This is a genomic window from Lysobacter sp. 5GHs7-4 (assembly GCF_021284765.1).
In the GTDB taxonomy this organism is placed as follows: domain Bacteria; phylum Pseudomonadota; class Gammaproteobacteria; order Xanthomonadales; family Xanthomonadaceae; genus Lysobacter.
The window spans coordinates 3992031-4014869 of sequence record NZ_CP089924.1; the positions used below are offsets into that span (position 1 = coordinate 3992031).

The 22839-nt window shown below is 69.4% G+C and carries 14 protein-coding genes and 1 pseudogene; 2 read left to right on the plus strand and 13 right to left on the minus strand.

Features of this window, described 5'->3' with window-relative positions:
- Positions 1–29: 29 nt before the first annotated feature.
- Positions 30–2558, plus strand: a complete 2529-nt coding sequence (locus LVB77_RS18020; RefSeq protein ID WP_232907439.1) for a penicillin-binding protein 1A — start codon at positions 30–32, stop codon at positions 2556–2558.
- A gap of 164 nt (positions 2559–2722) precedes the next feature.
- On the plus strand, positions 2723–3379 hold the full coding sequence (locus LVB77_RS18025; RefSeq protein ID WP_232907440.1) for a hypothetical protein: 657 nt from the start codon (positions 2723–2725) through the stop codon (positions 3377–3379).
- Between the two features lie 693 nt (positions 3380–4072).
- On the opposite strand, the gene LVB77_RS18030 is transcribed toward LVB77_RS18025, so the two are convergent.
- The 13 genes and pseudogenes from LVB77_RS18030 to LVB77_RS18090 form a co-directional block, all read right to left on the minus strand.
- Positions 4073–5407, minus strand: a complete 1335-nt coding sequence (locus tag LVB77_RS18030) for a citrate synthase (protein WP_232907441.1) — start codon at positions 5405–5407, stop codon at positions 4073–4075.
- A gap of 329 nt (positions 5408–5736) precedes the next feature.
- Positions 5737–5979, minus strand: coding sequence for a type B 50S ribosomal protein L31 (locus tag LVB77_RS18035; protein WP_232907442.1), 243 nt, complete (start codon positions 5977–5979; stop codon positions 5737–5739).
- 224 nt (positions 5980–6203) lie between these two features.
- A complete protein-coding gene (locus LVB77_RS18040) occupies positions 6204–7139 on the minus strand; it encodes a nucleoside hydrolase (protein ID WP_232907443.1) in 936 nt (311 codons plus the stop codon).
- On the minus strand, positions 7136–7732 hold the full coding sequence (locus LVB77_RS18045) for a DUF4166 domain-containing protein (RefSeq protein WP_232907444.1): 597 nt from the start codon (positions 7730–7732) through the stop codon (positions 7136–7138). Before LVB77_RS18045 ends, LVB77_RS18040 begins: the two co-directional genes overlap by 4 nt.
- A gap of 216 nt (positions 7733–7948) precedes the next feature.
- Positions 7949–9055 carry a glycoside hydrolase family 99 protein gene (locus tag LVB77_RS18050; protein WP_232907445.1) on the minus strand — a complete coding sequence of 369 codons (1107 nt, stop codon included), beginning with the start codon at positions 9053–9055 and terminating at the stop codon, positions 7949–7951.
- Positions 9052–10479 carry a glycoside hydrolase family 47 protein gene (locus LVB77_RS18055; protein WP_232907446.1) on the minus strand — a complete coding sequence of 476 codons (1428 nt, stop codon included), beginning with the start codon at positions 10477–10479 and terminating at the stop codon, positions 9052–9054. Before LVB77_RS18055 ends, LVB77_RS18050 begins: the two co-directional genes overlap by 4 nt.
- Before the next feature lie 69 nt (positions 10480–10548).
- Positions 10549–13188: pseudogene (locus LVB77_RS18060) on the minus strand (glycoside hydrolase family 2 protein).
- A 4-nt stretch (positions 13189–13192) separates the two neighbouring features.
- Positions 13193–14479 carry an AGE family epimerase/isomerase gene (locus tag LVB77_RS18065; protein WP_232907447.1) on the minus strand — a complete coding sequence of 429 codons (1287 nt, stop codon included), beginning with the start codon at positions 14477–14479 and terminating at the stop codon, positions 13193–13195.
- Positions 14469–15488, minus strand: coding sequence for a carbohydrate kinase (locus tag LVB77_RS18070; protein ID WP_232907448.1), 1020 nt, complete (start codon positions 15486–15488; stop codon positions 14469–14471). The genes LVB77_RS18065 and LVB77_RS18070 overlap by 11 nt, the downstream gene beginning before the upstream one ends.
- A gap of 5 nt (positions 15489–15493) precedes the next feature.
- Positions 15494–16810, minus strand: coding sequence for a sugar MFS transporter (locus LVB77_RS18075; protein ID WP_232907449.1), 1317 nt, complete (start codon positions 16808–16810; stop codon positions 15494–15496).
- A gap of 52 nt (positions 16811–16862) precedes the next feature.
- On the minus strand, positions 16863–17912 hold the full coding sequence (locus LVB77_RS18080; protein WP_232907450.1) for a LacI family DNA-binding transcriptional regulator: 1050 nt from the start codon (positions 17910–17912) through the stop codon (positions 16863–16865).
- 153 nt (positions 17913–18065) lie between these two features.
- Positions 18066–20540, minus strand: a complete 2475-nt coding sequence (locus LVB77_RS18085) for a GH92 family glycosyl hydrolase (protein WP_232907451.1) — start codon at positions 20538–20540, stop codon at positions 18066–18068.
- Positions 20537–22828 carry a family 20 glycosylhydrolase gene (locus LVB77_RS18090; protein WP_232907452.1) on the minus strand — a complete coding sequence of 764 codons (2292 nt, stop codon included), beginning with the start codon at positions 22826–22828 and terminating at the stop codon, positions 20537–20539. Before LVB77_RS18090 ends, LVB77_RS18085 begins: the two co-directional genes overlap by 4 nt.
- Positions 22829–22839 lie beyond the last annotated feature (11 nt).

Consider the following 22839-nt stretch of genomic DNA (forward strand, 5'->3'; position numbering starts at 1 on the left):
ACTACTACCCGCAATCGGAACCCGCTTCGATGCCCCGTCTCCGTCGCCTTCTGCGCTGGGCGCTGTATGCGTTCGCCGGCCTGACCCTGCTCGGGGTGATCGCCGCCGGCACCCTGTACTACCTGATCGCCCCCAAGCTGCCGGACGTGGAGACCCTGCGCAACGTAGAGCTGCAGGAGCCCATGTACGTCTACGCGGCCGACGGCCGCCTGATGGCCCTGTTCGGCGAGACCCGCCGCTACCCGGTGGCGATCGAGGACGTGCCGGCCCGGCTCAAGCAGGCCTTCATCTCGATCGAGGACGCCCGCTTCTACCAGCACCACGGCGTGGACTACAAAGGCATCGCGCGCGCGGTCTGGCTGCTGGCCACCACCGACGACAAGCGCGTGCCGGGCGGCTCCACCATCACCCAGCAGGTCGCGCGCCAGTTCTTCCTGAGCTCGGAATACAGCTACAAGCGCAAGCTGGGCGAGATGCTGCTGGCCATGCGCATGGAGCGCGAGCTCAGCAAGGACGAGATTTTCGAGCTGTATTTGAACAAGAGCTTCTTCGGCAACCGCGCCTACGGCGTCGGCGCCGCGGCCGAGTTCTACTACGGCAAGAAGATGAGCGAGCTGTCGCTGGACGAGATGGCCTCGCTGGCCGGCATCCCCAAGTTCCCCTCCAGCGGCAACCCGCTGAGCAACCCGGAGCGCGCCAAGGAGCGCCGCGACTACATCCTCGACCGCATGGCCGAGCTCAAGTACGTCAGCGCCGCCGAGGCCGCCCAGGCCAAGGCCGTGCCCATGCACGCGACCCCGCACGAGCGCCCGGTCGAGGTCTACGCGCCCTATGTGGCCGAGATGGTCCGCCAGCAGATGATCGAGCGCTACGGCGCCGAGGCCCTGACCAAGGGCTACCACGTCACCACCACCATCGACCCGACCCTGCAGGCCGCGGCCGACAAGGCAGTCCGCGACGGGCTCAAGGTCTACGACCGCCGCCACGGCTGGCACGGGGTCGAGCAGCACTTCGACTTGGCCGCCAACGAGGACGCCGCCACCGCCAAGCAGCGCCTGCGTTCGATCCCGGCCCAGGCCGGCCTGCTGCCGGCGATCGTGCTGGCCAGCGACGGCGGCGGCGCGCGCCTGGCCCTGGCCGACGGCAGCGAGATCAGCCTGGCCGCCAACCAGGGCTGGGGCGGACGCAGCCCGGGCAGCCTGGTCAAGCGCGGCGACCTGGTGCGGGTCGAGAAGATCGAACCGCCGGCGCCCAAGCCCGACCCCAAGAAGCCCGACGCCCCGGTCGCGGTCGCGCCGCCGGTGGTTGGCGCGCCGCTGGGCTACCGCCTGGAGCAGCTGCCGCAGGCGCAGGCCGCACTGGTCTCGCTGGAACCGTCCAACGGCGCCCTGCGCGCCCTGTCGGGTGGTTTCAGCTTCGCCGGCGCCAAGTTCAACCGCGCCACCCAGGCCCGCCGCCAGCCCGGTTCCAGCTTCAAGCCCTTCGTCTACGCGGCCTCGTTCGAGCGCGGCTACAACCCGGCCTCGATCGTGCTCGACGCGCCGGTGGTGTTCCGCGACCGCCGCGGCCACATCTGGCGCCCGCAGAACGACAGCGGCAACTTCGCCGGCCCGATGCGCGTGCGCGAGGCCATGGTGCAGTCGCGCAACCTGGTGTCGGTGCGCCTGCTGGATGCCATGGGCGTGGATTTCGCGCGCAAGTACATCAGCAACTTCGGTTTCGACATCGAACAGCTGCCGCCGAACCTGTCGATGTCGCTGGGCACCGCCTCGCTGACCCCGCTGTCGGTCGCGCGCGGCTACGCCACCTTCGCCAACGGCGGTTTCCGCGTCACCCCCTGGTTCATCGACGAGATCAAGGACCGCGCCGGCGCAGTGGTGTTCAAGGAAAAGCCGCCCACCGCCTGCCCCGAATGCGGCGGCCGCGACGGCGGCAGCACGGTGCGCTCCAGCACCGTCGTCGACGGCTTCAACTTCGGCACGTTGAACGAAACCAAGCCCGACCCCAAGGCCAGCGCCAAGGCCTCCGAACCGGCCAAGCCGGCCGCCGCCCGCCCGGCCGACCAGGTGATGGCGCCGCGCGCGATCGACGACCGCATCGCCTACCAGATCGTGTCGATGCTGCGCGACGTGGTCCTGCGCGGCACCGGCACCGCGGCCAAGGTGCTAGGCCGCGAGGACGTGGGCGGCAAGACCGGCTCCACCAACGACCACCGCGACGCCTGGTTCTCCGGCTTCGGCGGCCCGCTGGTGACCACGGTCTGGGTCGGCCGCGACAACTACAAGTCGCTGGGCTACCGCGAGTACGGCGGCAAGGCCGCGCTGCCGATCTGGATCGACTACATGCGCGTGGCGTTGAAGGACAAGCCGATCGCGCCCAACGAACCGCCGCAGGGCATGGTCAAGGTCTCCGTCGGCGCCAACGGCTCGCTGATTCCGGACGGCGTCGGCGGCATCGTCGAATGGGTCAAGGCCGAGGACTTGGACAAGATGCAGTCCTACGTCGATTACGGTGCGGCCGAAGCGGCGCCGTCGGAAGAGTCGTTCGACATCTTCTGAGTCCTGGCCTCGGCCGGTCCGCGCCCGCTCCACGCGGGCGCGGACGGCGCCAGCGCCAGGTGATGAGCAAATCCGCATCGGCGTGTTAGCGTTGGACCCGCCGGCACGCACCGCCGGCCGCGGCGAGCCCCCTCGCCGTCGCCGTGCCCGCCGCGGAGGCCGTCATGCCCCATCACGCCCGACAGCACGCACAGCAGCACGCCGAAACCCGCACCCGCGAACGCCGCCACCGCCTCGCCCACGAGGCCGCGCGGCTGATGGCCGAGGGCGGCATCCGCGACTACCACCAGGCCAAGCTCAAGGCCGCCGAGCGCCTGGGCATCTTCGATGATGCCTCGCTGCCGCGTAACCGCGAGATCGAGGACGCCCTGCGCGAATACCAACGCTTGTTCCACCGCGACCATGCCGCCGGCCTGCGCCAGCGCCGCGAGGCCGCGCTGCGCGCGATGGAATTCTTCGCCGACTTCGACCCGCGCCTGGTCGGCCCGGTCCTGGACGGCACCGCCGACGAGCGCAGCCCGGTCGCGCTGCAGCTGTACAGCGACGACCCCGACGCCGCTCCGCGCTTCCTAGACCAGCACGGCATCCCCGCCGAAGCCCGCAGCCGCCGCCTGCGCCTGGACCGCGAACGCAGCGACGATTTCCCGGTCTGGGTCTTCAGCGCCGAAGACCTCAGCTTCGACCTCACCGTGCTGCCGCTGGACGTACTGCGCCAGGCACCGCTGTCGGGCGTGGACGAAAAACCGATGAAGCGCGCCTCGCTGGCGCAGCTGCGACAGCTGCTGGCGGAGGAGGAGATCGCGGGGTATGAGGGCGGCTAGCATCGCCAGCGCGGCCTACGTCTCCAAGGGTGAAGCCATCGCGGCTCACGCCGCTCCCACAGAAAGCGATTCCCGCGAGTTCGGCAACAGCGGTTGCGGTTGCGGTTGCTCCGGCGTTGAAGTCCATAGAACCGAAGCCACACGACCATTCCCAGACCCGTAGGGCGGCGCGCAGGACGCGCGCCGTTTTTCGATAGGACAGGGATGTCCTATCGAAAAATCCCGGCGCCAGATCCGAAGCCACACGGGAGCTCCTGGCTCAGACCCTTCTCTTTGGTTACTTTCTCTTGGGTCAGCAAGAGAAAGTGACCCGCATGCGCAGCAGGCGGAAGCCTTTGACCTTCGGTCAGAAACCGCGAAGACAACAGCAAGAGCAAATCCTCCCCAACCCTCCTTTTCCAAAGGAGGGAGCCAAAGGCGCAACCGGATAGGCGCGAGCGACCCGCATGCGCAGCAGGCGGAAGCCTTTGACCTTCGGTCAGAAGCAGCAGGGCAAGAACAAAAGCGAATCCTCCCCAACCCTCCTTTTCCAAAAGAGGGAGCCAAGGCGCAACGCAGTAACCGGGATTCGCGGTCGCGGCTCGCGCCGCTCCCACAGAGAGCGGCTGAAGAATGCCGCTCTATCCCAACGCCCGCCGCACAAACGAAAACGCCCCGCGATGCGGGGCGTCTCGTGCCGTGCAACGGTAGCGATCAGCGCTTGTCGCTGGCCACGTAATCGCGCACGCCGTGACCGGTATAGATCTGGCGCGGACGGCCGATCTTGTTTTCCGGATCGTTCTGCTGCTCCAGCCAATGCGACACCCAGCCGGCGGTGCGCGCGATCGCGAACATCACCGTGAACATCTCCACCGGAATGCCCAGCGCCTTGTAGATGATGCCCGAGTAGAAGTCGACGTTCGGATAGAGCTTGCGCTGCACGAAATACTCGTCCTGCAGCGCCGCCTCTTCCAGCTTCATCGCCACTTCCAGCAGCGGATCGTTCACGCCCAGCGCGCCCAGCACGTCGTGCGTCATCTTGCGCACCAGCGCCGCGCGCGGATCGTAGTTCTTGTAGACGCGGTGGCCGAAGCCCATCAGGCGGAAGCCCGACTCCTTGTCCTTGGCCTTGTCGATCGCCGACTTGACGTTCTCCGGACGGCCGATCTCGTTGAGCATCTTGAGCACGGCCTCGTTGGCGCCGCCGTGCGCCGGGCCCCACAACGCGGCGACGCCGGAGGCGACGCTGACGTAGGGATTGGCACCGGTCGAACCGACCAGGCGCACGGTCGAGGTCGACGCGTTCTGCTCGTGGTCGGCGTGCAGGATGAACAACAGGTCCATCGCCTTGGCGGCGACCGGGTTGAGCTCCAGCGGCTCGCTCGGCACTTCGAACAGCATGTGCAGGAAGCGCGTGGTGTAGTCGAGGCTGTTCTTGGGATAGCGGATCGGCCAGCCGATCGAATAGCGGTGGCAGGCGGCGGCGATCGTCGGCACCTTGGCGATCAGGCGGATCGCGGCCAGACGGCGCTGCTCCGGATCTTCCAGGTCGAGTTCGTTGTGGTAGAAGCTCGCCATCGAGCCGAGCATGCCGACCAGCATCGCCATCGGATGAGCGTCGTGGCGGAAGCCGTACAGGAAGGTGCGGAAGGCCTCGTGCATCATCGTGTGATGCGTGACTTCGTGCTCGAACTTGCTGAACTCGTTCGCCGTCGGCAGTTCGCCGTTCATCAGCAGATAGGCGACTTCGAGGAAGTTCGACTTCTCGGCGAGCTGCTCGATCGGGTAGCCGCGGTACAGCAGCACGCCTTCGTCGCCGTCGATGTAGGTGATCGCCGACTTGCAGCTGGCGGTGGCGGTGAAGCCCGGGTCGTAGGTGAACAGACCGGTCTCCTTCGGCACCTTGGCGATGTCGATGCAGGAGGCGCCGAGCGTCGGATGCTGGACCGGCAGGGCCACGCTCTTGTCGCCGGCGGCCAGGGTCACCTGGTCGAAGGCGGGTTTATTCGGGACGGCTTTCTCAGCAGCGGATTTTTCAGAAGCGGACACGAACAGCTCCTCATGTCTGCGCCCGCAGGGATGGCCGCGGGCGAGGTAGGGACAGGAAATCGCGGGCGCACCGCGTCCGCCAATTATCGCATACCGGCATCGAGCACCGACTCGGACTTTAGTCCCGGGGACGGGCCGGGCTGTTCCGCCGGCGGCGTCGATCGGGCCTCGGACGCAGCCGCCGACATTAGTGCACGGACTCTAACGCGCGCGTTCGACGCGCCATCCGATGGGCATAGCCCTATGGGTCCGGCAAACCGCGCGCGGCGGCCACAAACGCAAACGGCCGCCTCGAAGGCAGCCGTTGTGCGCAACGCTGGGCGACGCGATTACTTCTGCGCGTAGCGCTTGCGGAACTTGTCGACGCGACCGCTGGTGTCCATGATCTTGTGCTTGCCCGTGTAGAACGGGTGCGAAGCCGACGAGATATCGACCTTGATCAGCGGGTACTCGGTGCCGTCGACCTTGATCGTTTCCTTGCTCGACAGGGTCGAACGGGTCACGATCTGGAAATCGGTGGTGACGTCCTGGAAAACGACGTCGCGGTACTCGGGATGGATACCTGCCTTCATGGCACTCACAAATTGATGCGGGAAAGAGCGGCATTATAGCCGCCCCTTCGAGGCCGAGGCAAGTCCTGCCCTGGCGACGCTACGGACCGGCCCGACGCGGGCATATCCGAACATCGCAAGGCGGGGCCGAACCCGGCTCCGCCCCGCCGGATCAATCACTTACGCACCGAAGCCGCGAGCGCGCCATCGCGGGCTCGCGGCAATCCGGACGAGCCCTGGACGGCCTAGACGGCCGCCAAAGCGCCGCGGATCAGGCCCTGGAAGCGCTCCTGGTCGTAGCGCATCAGGATCGCCACGCGCGCCGGCGCCCCGCCCTCCCCGCGCCAGTCGACGATGGTCGCGCCACGGCCGTGCTGACCCGCCAGCTCGATCGACAGCGCCCGATCCAGCACCTCCACGGCGCCGTCGGGCTCCAAGGCGAACGCCATCGCCAGCGCGTCGGCGGCATGCCAGTGCGCGCCGCGGCGGTCGGCCGACCACAGCCGGGTGCGCTCGGAGATGCGCTCGTAGAAGCGCGCGCGCGGGCTGTCGGCCTGCAGCCAGCGGACTACGTCGTCGTGCAGGAAACCGTGCGCGATCACCGCTTCCCAATCGGCCAGCTCGATGCGCTCGAAGGCCTCGAACACGATGTGCGCGGCTTCGGGATCGAAGTAGATGTTGAACTCGGCCGCCGGCGTGATGTTGCCGCGGCAGGTGACCGCCCCGCCCATCACCACGAAGCGTGCGACGCGCTCAGGCAGGGTCGGGTCGAGCTTGAGCGCAAGCGCGATGTTGGTCAGCGGTCCCAGCGCCACCAGCAGCAGCTTGCCGGCGTGCTCGTGCGACAGGCGCAGGATCGCCAGCGCGGCGTGCTCGGCCTCGACCTGGCGTTGTGCGGCCTCATAGCCGACATCGCCGAAGCCGTCCTGGCCGTGCACGTAGCCGGCGTCCGGCGAGGGATGCAGCAGCGGCGCGGCGGCGCCGGCGAACACCGGCACGTCGACGCCGGCGACCTCGCACAGCTTCAGCGCGTTGGCGACGGTGTGCTTGAGGCCGACGTTGCCGGCGGCGATGGTCAGGCCGACCAGTTCATGGCGCGGGTCGTTGAACGCCATCAGCAGCGCGAGCGCGTCGTCCACGCCCGGGTCGGTATCGATAAGCAGGGGAATGCGGTCGGTCATGTAGCCACTCTTTCTACGGGAACGGCCGGATCGGCCGGGATGGCGTGCAGCGCGCCTTCGTAGCGCAGCAGTTCGCCGAAGGGAAACAGCGAGAAAGCGACGGCGAAGCGATAACGGTCGCCGTCCTCGATGCGTTTGTAGGCGTCGGTGCTCGGGAACAGGAAGCGCGGCCAAGGCAGGCCGCGCCAGGCCACCGAGCGCAGCCGCCAGCGCCAGCCGCCGCCATCCAGGTCCACGCCCAGGCGCAGCCGCGCCGGGCCGGTGTCTTCCAGCCAATGCCCGTCGGGGTAGCGGCCGACGGGACGGAAGATCGAAATCAGTTCGCTGCCGTCGTCGAAGCGGCGGCGCCATTGCATGGCGTCTTCGTCGTGGACGATGCGGACTTCGAAGCCGCGCCTCGGGCGGTCCAGGGGAATGCCGAGACGTTGCGCCAGGCGCCGGCCCAGGCGCCCGGCCAGGCCGGTGCCGGTGGAGATCGCGACTTCGCCGCTCAGGCGTCCGCCGCCGCGGTGCAGTGCTTGCAGCAAAGGGTGCAGCCGCTCGAAAGCCGGGCCGAACCAGAGTGTGGCCGCGTTGTAAGGGGCTCCCGGCATCCGGGGGGTGCGCTCCTGGCGGCGGGACACTATAGCCAGAGTTTTGGCGGTTTGTGTGGGTGGGGTGTGGCCCAGGGCGTTTGGATTCGTTACCCGGGCTGTCCTTACGTGGCGATTTGCCGCCTCGCGTGCCCTCACCCCAACCCCTCTCCCGTTTACGGGAGAGGGGTTGGGGTGAGGGGATGAGCGCGCAGCGCGAATGCGCTCGATGTCGCCTTAGCGCGCTTGCCCTGCCGGAAACCGCGATAGCCAATAACGCGTGCGACGCAGGTAGTGATCCGGCGCCAGCGGCGCATAGTCGAAGTAGCGGCCATGGTCATCCGCCGCCGCAGCCGGCTCCAACTGCGTGCCCTCGTGCCATTCGTTGAACGAAGTGATCGACACCCACTGCGCATCGCTGGCGACAGCCGCCTCGAACATCGCGTCGTAGTACGCCCCGCCCTCGCGTCCACGTTCGTTGGCCCGATTCCACGGCCGCACCCGGCGATCGCTGTAGCCCGGCCCCACCGAGGGGATGAAGCGCAAGCCGTGCCGGTCCGCCCAGCGGCGCATGCGCGGCCAGTGCGCCGGCGTCGAGCCCCAGGTGAAACCGCGGCTGGCGAAGTAGGTGTAGACGCCGTCGAAGCCGCCTTCGAGGAAGAACGCGCCCTCGTCGGCCTGCACCCACAGGCCGATCACGTCGGCGTCGTAGGCGCCGCCGCGTATCGAGTCCGCGCCGTCGGCGCGCAGCACGCGCGCCCAATCGGCGGCCGGCAGCTGGTAGGAGTCGTAGACGAAGAACAAGGGTCGCCCGCTGCCGGGATCGCGGTAGAACGCCGGATGCCGCCCGAAGTCGTCGATCGTCGCCAGCAGCTGCGCGCGCGCCGCCGCGATGTCGGGCCGCGACGCCGGCTCGATCTGGAAGCAGATGCGCAGGCCGTGCCGGGCCGCGGCGTCGAACAGCGCCGGCAGGCTGCGGTAGCTCGGGTCCTCGCGTCCCAGCCAGGTCACCGCGACGATGCCGATACCGGCCTGCGCGACCATCGCCATATGCCGATCGGCGATCGTCGGGTCGGCGCTGCTGTATTCGCCCAGCGCCGGATAGAAGTCGGCGGCGATGTCGCCGCCGCCGGGGATGGCGGGCGCGTCCGGGTCCTGCGCGCGCAACTTCAGCACCGGATGCGCCGAGTGCAGGCGCGCGCCGTCGCGCTCGGGGCTGCCATACCAGTTGTAGTAGAAGACGATCGCGCGCGGATGCGCGGCCGGCGTCGTGGCGCGCTGCGGGGCGGCGGCGCAGGCCGCCAGCCACAGCACGCCCAGCGCCAGCGCTACGCGCCAGCTCACTGCGGCTTGGCCGCCGGCAGCCGCAGCGGATGCGCCTCGGTGTTGAAGGTCACCGCCTTGAAGTCCAGCGTCTGCGCCGGCGCGAACAGCAGGTAGTAGTACTTGAAGGTCTCGGCGAACAGGAAGCTCTCCATCGAGTCGTCCTGCTGCTTGCTGGTCACGTCCTTGAGCGCGGCGTAACCAGCTTCGGTGCGGCAGTGACGGACGAAGTCCTCGAAGAACTCGCGCCCCATCGCGCGGTACTTGGGATCGCCGGTCAGCACGTGCAGGTAGTACGCCGACTCGACGATCTCCGGCCGCAGCGCATAGCCGGGCGACGTCACCTGCAGCTTGGCGTAGTCCAGCGACTCGGGCTCGATGCCGTGCAGGCGCCACATCTTCGCGCCGGAATCCTGCAGCCGGCGCGCGCGGTCCAGGTCGCCGCCCAGCGCCAGCAGCGCCGGCATGAACGCGTCCAGCGCGCCATAACGCGTGGCCGTGCGCTGGCCGGTGGCCATGTCGGCGTGGCCGTACCACAGCTCGCGGTCGCGCACTTCGTCGCTCAGGTGCCGGTTGACGCCGACGATGCTCTGGTCCCACATCGTCTTGCACTCGGCGTCGCCGAACAGGCGCCAGCACTTGTACAGGTACTCGTAATAGGAATCGATGCCGCCGCCGATGTGCGCACCGGTGTCGGTCCAGCGCCCGCTCTCCACGTCGATCGCGGAGCCGACCAGACCGGTCTTGGGATCGCGGCGGTTGTAGGTTTCGACCAGCGCGCGCTTGGCCTTGTCGTAGTAGACCGGCTTGCCGGTGAGCTTGGACAGCATGCCGAACTCGATCAGCAGGGTGCCGGTCTCGGCCGGGTTGCTGACCTTGCCGCGGGTCTTGCCGGTGCGCAGATTGACGTGGGTGTACGGCAGCCCGGTCGGCGAATCGAACACCGGCAGCAGGCGCGTGCCCAACTCGTCGGCGAGCTTGAGCAGACGTTCGTCGCCGGTCATCTGATAGCCCGACAACAGGCCGCCGAGCAGGCGGATGGTGACCTCGAAGTTCTGCACGTACATGTCCCGATCGAAGTCCAGCTGGGTCGCGATCAGCTCGCGCGCCTCGTCGGCCTCGGTCTTCAAGCCCATCAGCAACAGGGTGTCCAGCGCGTCCACCGGCGTCATCAGCAGCGAATGCGGATACCAGTCGTGGGCGCTCTTGCTCAGCGGCTTGAGCGCATCGCGGCCCCAGGCGTAGCGCTTGTAGCCCTGCCAGGCGTGCTGGGTTTCCTGCTTGACGCGTTCGGCCAGGCGCGCGGCCTCGGCCTCGTCGATCGTGGCGGCCGACGCGGCCGCGGCGGGTGCGGGCGTCGAGGGCGCAGCGGTGTCGGTGGCGGGCTGGGCGCAGCCGGCGATCAGGGCGGCGGCGATGAGGCAGGCGAGCGTGCGTAGTTTCATCAGGGTCACCAAGGGAGTGGAGGCATCGCGCCGGGAGCGGCGGACACTGCGGGTATCGTTAGTGCGAACTCAGGGCGCGCCGAGCCAGCGCAGGCGCAGCGTGCGACGCAGCCGCTCCAGGTCGGCATCGGCGCGCACGCGCAGCTGCACGGTCTCGCCGGGCAACACGGTCAGGGCGTTGTCGGACAGCTCGGCGTCCAGGCCGTCGAATTCGAGCCACAGCGCGCGCGTCAGCGTCGTGGCGTGCAGGCTCAGCACCGCGACGTCGCCGTCGCGGCGCCATTGCGTGCGCAGCTGCGGATCGCTCAACGCCAGCGCCTTGGCCTCGTCGAAATAGACCACGCGCCGCGACGGCGGCTCGCCCGGCGCGTGCAGCTCGAACACCGCGGCCGTGCGCTTGGGATCGGCGCCACGCAGCAGCTCGGCGTCGGTCCATGCGCCCGCGGGCGTGACCGCCAGCGGGGTCAGGCTGATCTAGCCCTGCGTGCGCCAATGCTCGCGACCGTCGAAGTCGATCACGCGCAGCGTCCATTGCGCGGACTTGGCCTGCGTGCGATCCGACAGCAAGGCCAATGCGGTGCGGCCGTCCTTGCGCAGCGCCGATACCGCCACCGGCGCGAAGAAGCGGCGTGCGTGGAACTGCAGCGCCTTCCAGTGCCCGTAGTAATCGATGCTGGACCAGGACGCGCCCGGCCACACGTCGTTGAGCTGCCAGTACAGCGAGCCCATGGTGTGCGGCCGGCTGGTGCGGTGATGCAGCGCGGCCAGTTCGATGCCCTCGGCCTGCATGACCTGGCTGAGGTAGACGAAGTCGGCGAAATCGCGCGGCTCGCCGTAGCCGGCGCGGAGGTAGAGCAGCAGGCGCTCGTTGCCGGCGCCGGCCAGGAACTTCTGATGGGCGCGGATCACCGGCGTGTCGATGCCCTGCTCGGACTTGGCCGCGAACGCATCGACGGTGCGCTGTACCGGCCAGGCCTGCAGGCCGAACTCGGACATGAAGCGCGGGGTCTCGTCCAGGTAGGCGGCGACCGGTTTGGAGCCGGCCCACACGTCCCAGTAATGCTTGTCGCCCTTGGCCGAGTCGTTGGCCTTCTCGTCCAGGTCGTTGCTGGGCGAGCTGGACCAGTACGGCACCTCGCCGGACTCCTGCGCGACCACCTCGCGCAGGTCGCGGCCGAACAGCTGCACGTAGCCGTCCCAGACGGTCTGCGCGAAGGCGGGATCGGCCTGGGTCAGCGTGCGCCGGTGGCCCCAGTCCTTCCAGGCGGTTTCCTCTTCGTTGTTGCCGCACCACAGCACGATGCTGGGATGGCGGCGCAGGCGCCGCACCTGGTCGCGCGCCTCGGCCACCGCATTGGCGCGGAAATCGGCGTCGTAGCCTGGCTGCATGCCGCCGCCGTACATGAAGTCCTGCCACACCATCAGGCCCAGCTCGTCGGCCAGATCGAAGAAGGCGTCGCTCTCGTAATAGCCGCCGCCCCAGTTGCGCAGCATGTTCATGTTGGCTGCGCGCGCGTCCTCCAGGGTCTTACGCAGGCGCTGCACGCTCACCCGCGCCGGGAACATGTCGAACGGAATCGCGTTGGCGCCCTTGGCGAAGATCTCGATCCCGTTGACCGCGAAGGCGAATCCCTGCCCCGCGGCGTCGCGCGGGCGGCGCAGCTCGACCGTGCGCAGGCCGGTGCGTTGCTGCACCTGCGCCTGCTGGCCGCCTTCGCCGCGCAAGCGCGCGCGGAAGGTGTACAGCGCTTGTTCGCCGTAACCGTAGGGGTACCAGCGCCGCGGCCGTTCGATGCGTATCGGCAGGCTCAGCGTCTGCGGTCCCGCCCGCAGCTCGACGGTCTGTCGCTGTGTACCCGCACGGCGGCCGTCGGGGTCCAGCCAATCCACTTCCAGCGTCGCCGGTCCGGCCGCATCGGCGCGCACTTGCAACTGCGCGCTGAGCTCGGCGACTTCGGCGTCCACGCGTCGCTGGCGCAGCTGCAACGCGTCGATGCGCGGTCCGTCCCAGCTCTCCAGCCGCACCTCGCGCCACACGCCGGCGGTGACGTAGCGCGGACCCCAGTCCCAACCGTAGTGGTAGCCGGGCTTGCGCGCGAAGTTGCCGGTCATCGCGTCCTTGGGCTCGTCGCCGTAGGGCGAGGGATAGTTGCCGGCGATCTTGTGCGGCATGGCCTGCACCCGCGGCAGCAGGCGCGCGATCGGCGAATGCAGCAGCACGCGCAGTTCGTTGCCGCGCGCGCGCAGCTTACCGGCCACCGGCAGTCGCCACGTGCGGAAGGCGTTGTCGGCCGACAGCAGCGGCTCGCCGTTGAGGGAAACGTCGGCGTAGGTGTCCAGGCCTTCGAACACCAATTCGGCATGCGCGCGGCGCAGCGTCGCCTCATCCAGATCGAAACGGCTGCGGTACTCCCAGGCACCCAGGCCGATCCATTGCAACTGCGCCTCGGGTGCGCCGACATAGGGATCGGGGATCAGTCCGTGCGCGAGCAGATCGGTGTGCACGTGTCCGGGCACGCGTGCGGTGCGCCATTGCGTCGCGTCCGCGTGCCCGCGCGCCTGCGGGTTGTCCGGCAACAGGCGGAACTCCCAGTGCCGGTCCAGCGTGCGCACGCCCGGCGTCGCGGCCTGCGCGGCGGCGACGAACAAGGCCGTCGCCGCGAGCGCGAGCGAGCGCCGCCAGCTATGCAGGAACGCCGCCGCCCGCATCGCCTCAGCCCCCGCGCACGACGTTGAGCACCTCGTAGCAGGCGCCCATGGTGTGGTAATCGGTCTTGCCGGCCGGGCTCTTCTCGTCGCTGTACTTGCGGTTGTCGGCGTCGAGGATGCGGAACCAGGCGCCGTAGCGGTGATCGACCAGGTGCGCCCAGGAATAAGCCCACAGGCGCTGGTACCAATCCCAGTAGCGCGATTCGCCGGTGCGTTCGGCCAGCAGCGCGGCGGCGGCAAGCGACTCGGCTTGAACCCAAAAATATTTGTCGTCGTCGCAGACGTAGGCGCCGCCCTCGACCGCCGCCCTGCCCTCGCCTGCATGGCGCAGGCCTTCGTACGCGAAGCCGTAATACATGCCACCGCGCTCCTCATCCCAGGAATGCGCCAACGCGGTATCGAACAGATGGCGCGCGGTCGGCACCAGCCAGTCCTCGTCGACGTGGCGGTCCAGGATCAGCAGCAGCTTGCTCCATTCGGTCTGGTGGCCGGGCTGGAAGCCCCAGGGCCGGAACAGGTGTCTGGGATCGTCCAGGTGATAGGTCCAGTCGATGTTCCAGTCGGCGTCGTAGTGCTCCCACACCAATCCACCGGCGCGCGCGGCGTGGTGGCGCGTCATGCGCTCGGCCAGCGCCAGCGCGCGGTCCAGGTAGCGGCGCTCGCCGCTGGCCTCGAACGCGGCCAGCATCGCCTCGCACATGTGCATGTTGGCGTTCTGGCCGCGGTAGCCGCTGAAGTGCCACTGCGCGTCGGCTTCGTCGCGGTACAGGCCGTGCTGCGGCTCCCAGTAGCGGCGCTCCAGCAGCTGCCAGGTCTCGTCTATCCAGGCGCGCGCGTCCTCGATGCCGGCCTTGAGCGCGGTGGAATACGCCAGCAACACGAAGGCCACGCCGTAGCAGTGGTAGGTCTCGTCTTCGACCCGGCCGTCGCGCAGGGTCCAGGCATAACCGCCGGTGTCCGGATTGCGGTGCCGCTCGCGCAGGTAGTTCAGGCCATGGCGCACCGCCTGCAGGTACTGCGCGCGCAGCGCCTCGTCGGCGCCGAACTCGCGCGCGGCCATGGCGTAGTTGAAGACGAACCGGGTGCTGCTGACCAGGTGGCGGTGCGAGGCCTCGTAGACCCCGCCGTCGTCCTTGAAGTAGTGGAAGTAGCCGCCGGCCGGATCGATGCAGCGCGGATGGTAGAAGGCCATGCTGCGCGCGATGTGCGCGCGCAGGAAATCGGCGGAGCGGAAATCCGGCGCGGCCGCATCGGACTGCGCGCGATCGGACTGATCGGTATCAAGCGGCATCGTCATACTGATCCTTGAGCAGTTGCTGCACCTGCGCGCGCGTGGGCATCGCGGCGAAGGCGCCGTGTCGGGTCACCGCCAGCGCGCCGACGGCCGCGGCGAAGCGCAACGCGTCCTCCAGCGCCGCGCGGTTGTGCAGGAAGGCGGGCAGGCCTGCCGCGTCCACGCCCAGCTCGCCCAGGCGCGACAGCAGGCCGCCGACGAAGGCGTCGCCAGCGGCGGTGGTGTCCACCGCGGTGACGCTGAAGCCGCGCAGTTCGCCCTCGTCGTCGGCACCCGCGGCTGTGGCGGTGTACCAGCGCAGCGGCGCGCCACCGTCGGTGACCACCAGCCAGCGCGCGGCGCCGGCGAACAGGCGCTCGCGTACCGCGCGTTCGCCGGCCTCGCCGCCGCCGTAAGGCTCGGCCAGATACTCCAGTTCGTTGCGCGCCAGCTTGACCACATCGGCGGCGGCCAGGGCCTGCCATAACCGCGGACGCGGTTGCGCGTCGGCCGGCCACAGCATCGGGCGCAGGTTGAGATCCAGGCTGACCAGCACGCCGGCCTCGCGCGCCAGGCGCATGCCGTGCAGTGTGGCCGCCGCGATCTCGTCCTCGGTCAGGCTGTTGGAGCAGACATGGAACGCGGCCGCGCGGGTGAAGCAGTCGGCGGAGAAGTGCTCCTGGCGGAACAGCAGGTCCGCCGCCGGCGGACGATAGAAGTTGAAGCTGCGCTCGCCTTGTTCGTCCAGGGCGACGAAGGCCAGCGCGGTCTTGGCCGCGTCGGTGCGCCGCACATGATCGGTGGCCACGCCGCAGCCGCGCAGGCTGTCGAGCAGGAAGTCGCCGAACATGTCGCGGCCGAGCATGCCGACGAACTGGGTCGGCGCGCCCAGGCGCGCCGCCGCCGCGGCGACGTTGGCCGGTGCGCCGCCGGCGTACTGCGCGAACGCGCGCGGCGCGTCCGCGGACGCCGCGGGCTGGGCGAGAAAATCGATCAAGGCCTCGCCGAAACAAACGATATCGCGCATGCGGTTCAGTCCTGCCCCTGTGCGGTGCGGTCCGCAGCCCGCAGGCGCGAGCCGCGCAGGCCGTACCAGACGATGTAGGCGTAGCAGAGCGCGGAAACGAAGAACGCGTACTGCAGCGCCCGGGTTTCGTCGCCCAGCGCGCCCTTGAACAGATCGACGAACGCGCCCTGCAGCGGCGGAATCACCGCGCCGCCGACGATGGCCATCACCAGCAGGCTGGAGGCTTTCTCGGTCATCGGCCCCAGGCGCTCGATCGCCAGGGTGAAGATGGTCGGGAACATGATCGAGTTGAACAGGCCCACCAGCACCACCGACCACAGCGCCGCGCCGCCGACGGTGTTCATGGTGACCAGCAGCAACACGATGTTGATCGCCGCGTACAACGGCAGCATGCGCCGCGGGTTGGCGCTCATCAGCAACGCCGCGCCCAGGAAGCGGCCGACCATGGCCATGCCGTGGTAGTAGGACAGGTACAGCGAGGCATCGGCCTCGTTCATCGCGCCGATCTCCGGGCGCGAGACGTACTTGACCATGAAGTGGGCGACGGTGACCTCCACGCCCACGTAGAAGAAGATCGCCAGCACGCCCCAGCGCAGGTGCGGCAGGCGCAGCACGTCGGCGTAGCTGTGCTTGCGCGTGTCGGCCTGCTCGGTGGCCTCGGTGAGCGCCGGCATGCGGAAGCAGTACACCGCCAGCGCCAGCACGATCAGCGCCACCGCCACGCCGATGTACAGCGGCTGCACGGTCTGCACGCGCTCCACCGCCGGCAGCTTGGCCAGTTGTTCGGCGCTGAGCAGGGTGGCGCTGAAGATCAGCAGCCCGGCCACGTACGGTCCGATGGTGTGGCCCAGCGAGTTCACCGCCTGGGCGAAGTTGAGGCGGCTGGCCGCGCGCTCGGGCACGCCCAGCAGGCTGACGTAGGGATTGGCCGAGACCTGCAGCAGCACGATGCCGGTGGCCAGGATGAACAAGGCCGGCAGGAACAGTTCGAACGAGGCCGCCTGCGCCGCCGGCAGCACCAGCAGCGCGCCGGCGCCGGCGATCAGCAGGCCGATGACGATGCCCAGCTTGTAGCCGACCTTGGCCACCACCCGCCCGGCCGGTATCGCCATCACGAAGTAGGCGCCGAAGAACGCCGAGTCCAGCAGCATGGAGCGGGCGTGGGTGAGCTGGAACACCGACTGCAGGTGCGGAATCAGCACCCCGTTGAGCTCGGTGATGAAGCCCCACATGAAGAAGATCGCGGTCATCGCGACCAAGGCCGCGCGATTGCGTGCGGCATGCGCGGCAGGCGCCGGCGCGGTACGGGCTTGCGTACTCATGGAGTCGACTGCTCGATGGGGGCGCCGTGCGGACGGCGCGGTAGGGAGGAACTCACATGGCGGCGGCTCCGCTGCTGCCGCGCACCACCAGCGTCACCGGCGCGATCACCTTGCGCGGCGGCGCGCCCGGGTCGCGCACGCGCTGCAGCAGCAGCTCGGCGGCCTGGCGCCCGCACGCGCGCGGCTGCGCCGCCAGCGTGGTCAACGACGGCGTCGACAGCGCCGCCTCGGTGATGTCGTCGAAACCGGTCAGGGCGAAGTCCGCGCCCGGCCGTGTGCCGCGCGCGCTCAGGCCCAGCATCAGGCCCAGGGCGACGGTGTCGTTGTAGCAAACCGCCGCGCTCGCCTGCGCGGCGTGCGCGAACAACTCGCCGCTGCGCGCTGCCGCGTCGACGCGGGTCGGGCTGCACTCCACCAGCCAATCCGGCGCCGGCTCGATGCCGGCCGCGCGCAAGGCTTCGGTATAGCCCTGCCGGCGCTGCCGGCAGGAGCTGGAATCGGCATGCCCGCCGAAGAACGCGATGCGCCGATGGCCCAGCGACAGCAGATGTTCGGTGGCCAGGCGCGCGCCGCGCTCGTTGTCCAGGGCCAGGAAATCCCAGTCCACGCCCGGCAACGCGCGATTGAACACCAGCGCCGGCGTATGCGCGCCCAGCAATCGCTGCAGGGCCGCGCCGTCGCTGTGCTCGGCCGGCGACAGGATGATGCCGGCCGGACTGTGCTCGGCCAGCGAGCCCAGCACGGCCAGCTGCCGCTGCGGCGATTCGGCGGTGCTGCCCAGCAGGGTGACGTAGCCCTCCTCGCCCAGGGCCTCGTCCACGCCCGCGGCGAACTCGGCGAAGAAGGGATTGGACAGGTCGTTGATCACCAGCGCGATCGAACTGGAGGTCTGCCGGCGCAGGTTGGCCGCCGCGCGGTTGTAGACGTAGCGCTGGCGTTTGAGTTCGGCTTCCACCCGTGCGCGGGTGTCGGCATGCACCAGTGGGCTGCCGCGCAGCACCAGCGACACCGTCGCGCGCGACACGCCGCAGGCCTGGGCGATGTCGGTCACGGTGACTTGCTTGCGGCTGGAGCGGCCGGCGCCGGCTTTGTGGGTCGTCATCGAGGATCCCGCGTCCTTGGACTCTTGGCGTCGGCCGATTATTCACCAAGTGGATCGATCCAAGTTTGCCCGCCCGGCCGGCAGCGCGCGAACGCGCCGGTCCGCGGACGGCACGGTCCGCCGGACGGCGGCAGGCCGGGAACGCAAGCAGGCTCAAGGCGCGCTCCCGCCAGGCGCCGCGCAAGCCGCGGCCGGACGCGCCGCAGCGGCGGTGGCCCAATCCGACGGCGCAGCGCCCAGATCGAAACGCAGGGTGCCGCCGTCGCGCATGCGCGACCAATCCAGCCAAACCCGGTCAACCGCCGCGCCATCGAAGCGCACGGCCTGCGGGTACTGCAGCTTGCGGCCGTCGGCGCCGGGCGCCTCGATGCGCAGGGTCTTGCCGTGGCCCAGGTCGAGTTCGACGCGTTCGAAGCGCGGCGCGTGCAGCACCAGCTCGCCGCTGCCCGGCATCAGCGGATACAGCCCGATCGCGCTGAACAAGTACCAGGCCGACATGGTGCCCAGGTCGTCGTTGCCGGTGACGCCGTTGGGCGCGTTGGTGAACAGCGTCTGCGCCGAGCGCAACACCGCCGAGGTTTTCCACGGCTGACCCATCAACGCGTACAGCCAGGGCGCGTGCAGGTCGGGTTCGTTGTTGGGGTTGTAGCGGTATTGGCTGTAGTAGCTGTAAGGCCCGACCACCCATTGCTTGCGCGCGGCGTTGGCCGGGTCGGCCACCAGTGCGTCGTAAGCGAAGAAGGCGTCGAGACGGCGCAGCGCTTCGGCTTGCCCGCCCATCGCCGCGGCCAGCCCCGGCACGTCCTGCTGCACCAGCCACTGGTACTGCCAGGCGGTGCCTTCGTGGAAGCCGTGATGCGAGCGCGGGTTGTAGCGCCCATCCGGGCCGGTGTACCAGCTGCCGTCGTCCAGACGCGGGCGCGGGAAACCGGTGAACCCCAGCTCGGCGTCCTTGGCATCGGCATCCCAGACCTTGCGCCAGTTGCCGCCGCGCGCGCGCAGCGTGCGCGCGTCGGCGTCCTCGCCGATGGCCTGGGCGAAACCCGCCAGCGAGCAGTCGGCCAAGGCGTATTCCAGCGTGGCCGAACCGCCGTGGTGCGGATCGATGTCCATGCTCTTGACCGGGAACGCGCGGTCGTACTGCACGAAACCGCGTTGCAGATAGCTGGGGTTGCCGGCGCGGCCGCTGCTGCGCGAGCCGAATGGCGGCACCCCGAATGCGTTCTCGCGCAGCGCGGTCCAGGCCTCGCGCTCGCGGCCGTCCAGCGCACCGAACTTCCACAGGTCGACCAGGAACGGCGTGACCGGGTCGCCGGTCATCACATTGGTCTCGAAACTGGCGTAGCCCCAGCGCGGCAGCCAGCCGCCCTGCTCGCGGATCTTCAGCACCGACTGGGCGATGTCGCGCGCGCGTTGCGGACGCAGCATCGCCAGCAGCTGGTTCTGCGAGCGGTAGGTGTCCCACAGCGAGAAGTATTCGTAGTAGGTCCAGCCGTCGGCCCGGTGGATGCCGTCGTCGTAACCGCGGTAGCGGCCGTCGGCGTCGCTACCGGTCAGCGGCTGCAGCAGGGTGTGGTAGAGCGCGGTGTAGAACACGGTGCGGTCGTCGCCGCTGCCGCCGCGCACGCGCACCGATTGCAGTTCCTTGCGCCAGGCGTCCTGCGCGCGCGTGCGCATGGCGTCGAAGCTCAGCGCCTGCTCGCCCGTCATCGCCTCGGCGCGCAGGTTGTTCCAGGCGCCCTGCTGGTCGACGTGCGAGATCGCGCTGAGCGCGGTGATCGCGCGGCCCTGCTTGAGGTCGAAGCTGAACCAGGCGCCGGCAGGACGGCCGTCGCCCTGCATGGCGCTGCGGCCGCCGGGATGACCGCCCTCCTCGTCCCAGGTGCCGTGGCTCTGGAACGGACGATCGAAACGCAGCACGAACCAGGTGCTGTAGTTCTGCCCGCCGCAGAAGCTCTTGGTGGTGATGCGGCCCTCGACGGTGCGCTCGTCGACCACGCGCAGCGCGCTGCCGACCACCCAATGGCGGTTGTTGGCCTGCCCGGTGTTGACCAGCACGTGCCCGCTGCCGGCGTCGGCAGCGTAGGTGTAACGCTCGGCCGCGGCACGGGTCAGCGCGGTGGCCTCGGCGTCGATGCCGCCGTAGTCGGTCAGCCGCACCTTGTAGTAACCGGCCTGGCCGACCTCGCCTTCGTGGGTGTAGCTGGCGGCGTACTTGCGCTGGTCGAAGCTGTCGGCCTTGGCGGTATCGAACGCGCCGCCCGGCGCGATCGCGCCCGTCACCGGCAACACCGACAGCTGCCCGCCCTGCTCCCAACAACCGGCGCCGGACAGGAAAGAGTGGCCGAAGCCGCGGATCTTGGCTTCGTCGTAGCGCCAGCCGGCGTAGTGGTCGCCGATCGGCGAAATCTGGATCAGCCCGAACGGCGCCGACGCGCCCGGATAGGTGTTGCCGTCGTCCTTGGTGCCGATGAAGGTGTTGACCGACGCGGCCAGGTCCTCGCGCGCGGGCGCGGCCTGCACGGTCGCGCCGGCCAGGGCCAGGGCGAAGCCCAGCCAGCGCAGACGCGCGCGCGATGCGGAAGCGGAACCGGCGGCGTGCGGCGGCGTGTGCGGCTGAGGCTTCATTCGATCACCATCTCGTCGACGAAGTAGAAGGACGGGCTGCCCGCGCCGGCATGGCCTTCGGGCAGCGCGCCATAGGTCTGGATGTGCAGGCGCAGGTAGCGCGCGCGCACTGGCTCGGGCAAGGCCAGGCGCAGGTTGTGATAGCGCTGGCTCAGGTCGGCGGCGTCCACGTCCAGGATCAGCTCGGCCTGCGGCGTCCAATGCTCGCCGTCGTCGGACGTGGACAACTGCAGGCCGCGCGGCGGCAGGATCCAGCTGTTGGTCTGTTGCAGGAAACGCGCCGACACCGCGCGCAACTTGGCGGCCTTGCCCAGGTCTACCGTCGCGTCGACGTCGCCGCTATTCCAGGCGGTCCACCGGCCGTCGGCGTGGTCGTCGCCGGCCAGTACGCCGTCGCTGAGGGTCGCCGTGTCGGCGTTGCCGCGGTAGCGCGGATGCGCGGGCTGCGAATAGGTCACGGCACGGTCCAGCCCAAGATGCTTCACCAGCGCATAGCCGCGACTGGGCGCGTAGGCGCGGCCGTGGCGGATCGGCGTCAGTTTCAGCAGACCGGGCTTGCGGACTTCCAGCGCGTCCTCAAACCAGGGCGAGCTCGCGTCGGGTTCGCGGCCGTCGCTGGTGTAGTGGATGCGCAGGTCGGCGAAGCCGCGCTGGGCCTGCACGCGCCACAGGCGCTGTTCCGGATCGCGCTGCACGCGGTAGCTCACCAGGTCCGCCGATTCCGGGCCGTAGTTCACCTGCCAGGCATCCAGCCTGGGGTACTGCAGCGCGACACGACGCTGGAAGTCCGGGTACTCGCCGATGCCGCTCCAGGTGTTTTCGGCGAACGCGAGCAGGCGCGGATACAGCATGGCCTCGGCGTTGCGCGGGGTCACGCGCTCGGTCCACAACGGCGCCTCGGCGCCCAGCACCTGTTTGGCGTGCCGCGCGAACACCGGCGCGGCGGCGAAATCGGTGCGGTACAGCGCTTCCAGGCTCAGGTCGCTGCTGGCGCGATCCAGATAGAACGGGCTGGCGACGACGATGCGGTTGCCGTTGCGCAGCGCGCGCTGCGCCGGTTCGTCGCCGCGCCAGACCTCGACGATGGCGTCCTTGCCCAGGCCGCCGTCGAGTATTTCGTCCCAGCCGATCAGGGTCTTGCCCTTGCCGGCCAGGTAACGCTGGATGCGACGCACGAACCAGGCCTGCAACTGGTCCTCGCTCTTCAGCCCTTCCGCGCGCATGCGCTGCTGCGAGGACGCGCTTTCCTGCCAGCGGTCCTTGGGCGCCTCGTCGCCGCCGATGTGCACGTAAGGCGCGGGGAACAGCTCGACGACCTCGTCCAGCACGTTGTACAGGAACTCGAAGGTCGACTCGTCGCCGGCGCAGTAGACGTCCTTGAACACGCCCCAGCTGTTGGGCACCTCGATCGGCTGCTTGCGGCAGGACAGCTCCGGGTAGGCGGCCAGCGCCGCCGACGCGTGCCCGGGCATCTCGATCTCGGGGATCACCATGATGTTGCGCAAACGCGCGTACTCCACCACCTCGCGGATCTGCGCCTGGTTGTAGTAGCCGCCGTAACGGCGGCCGTCGTCCTCGCTGCGCCAGGCGCCGACCTGGGTCAGCTTGGGATAGCGCCGGATCTGGATGCGCCAGCCCTGGTCGTCGGTGAGGTGCCAGCGGAAGGTGTTGATCTTGTAGTACGACAGCAGGTCGAGCTGTTTCTTGATGAAATCGACCGACATGAAATGCCGGCTCACGTCCAGCATGTGCCCGCGATAGCCGTAGCGCGGCGCGTCGTCGATGCGCACCGCGGGCAGCTCGATGCGATCAGCGCGGCCCGCCGGCAGCAACTGGCGCAGGCTCTGCACGGCCCAGAACAGACCGCGCGGCTGCGCGGCCGACAGCAGCGCGCGTTGCGGCGTTATCTCGATGCGGTACGCCTCGGCGCCGGTCACGGCGGCGTCCAGGCGCAACTCGATCGCGCGCTCGCCGCGCGTGCCGGCGGCGGACAGCCACAGGCCGTGATCGTCGGCGAGCGCCTGGCGCAGGAAATCGGCGATCTCGCGGCTGCGCGCATCGCGCGGCGCCAGCACGGCCACGCCGCTGTCGAGCACGAAACTGCCCTCGCCCGGCTGCCAGCGGCGCGGGCGCGGAATCAGCGGCGCGGACGTCGCCTCCTGCACGGCCGGCTCGCGCGCGTCGCCTTGCGCCGGTGCGGCCTGCGCGGGCGACGGCAGCGACTGCGCGCCGACCCAGGCCGGCACCAGCAGCAGCGACAACAGCATCGTGGCGAGGCGATTACGCAAGTCCGACGCAT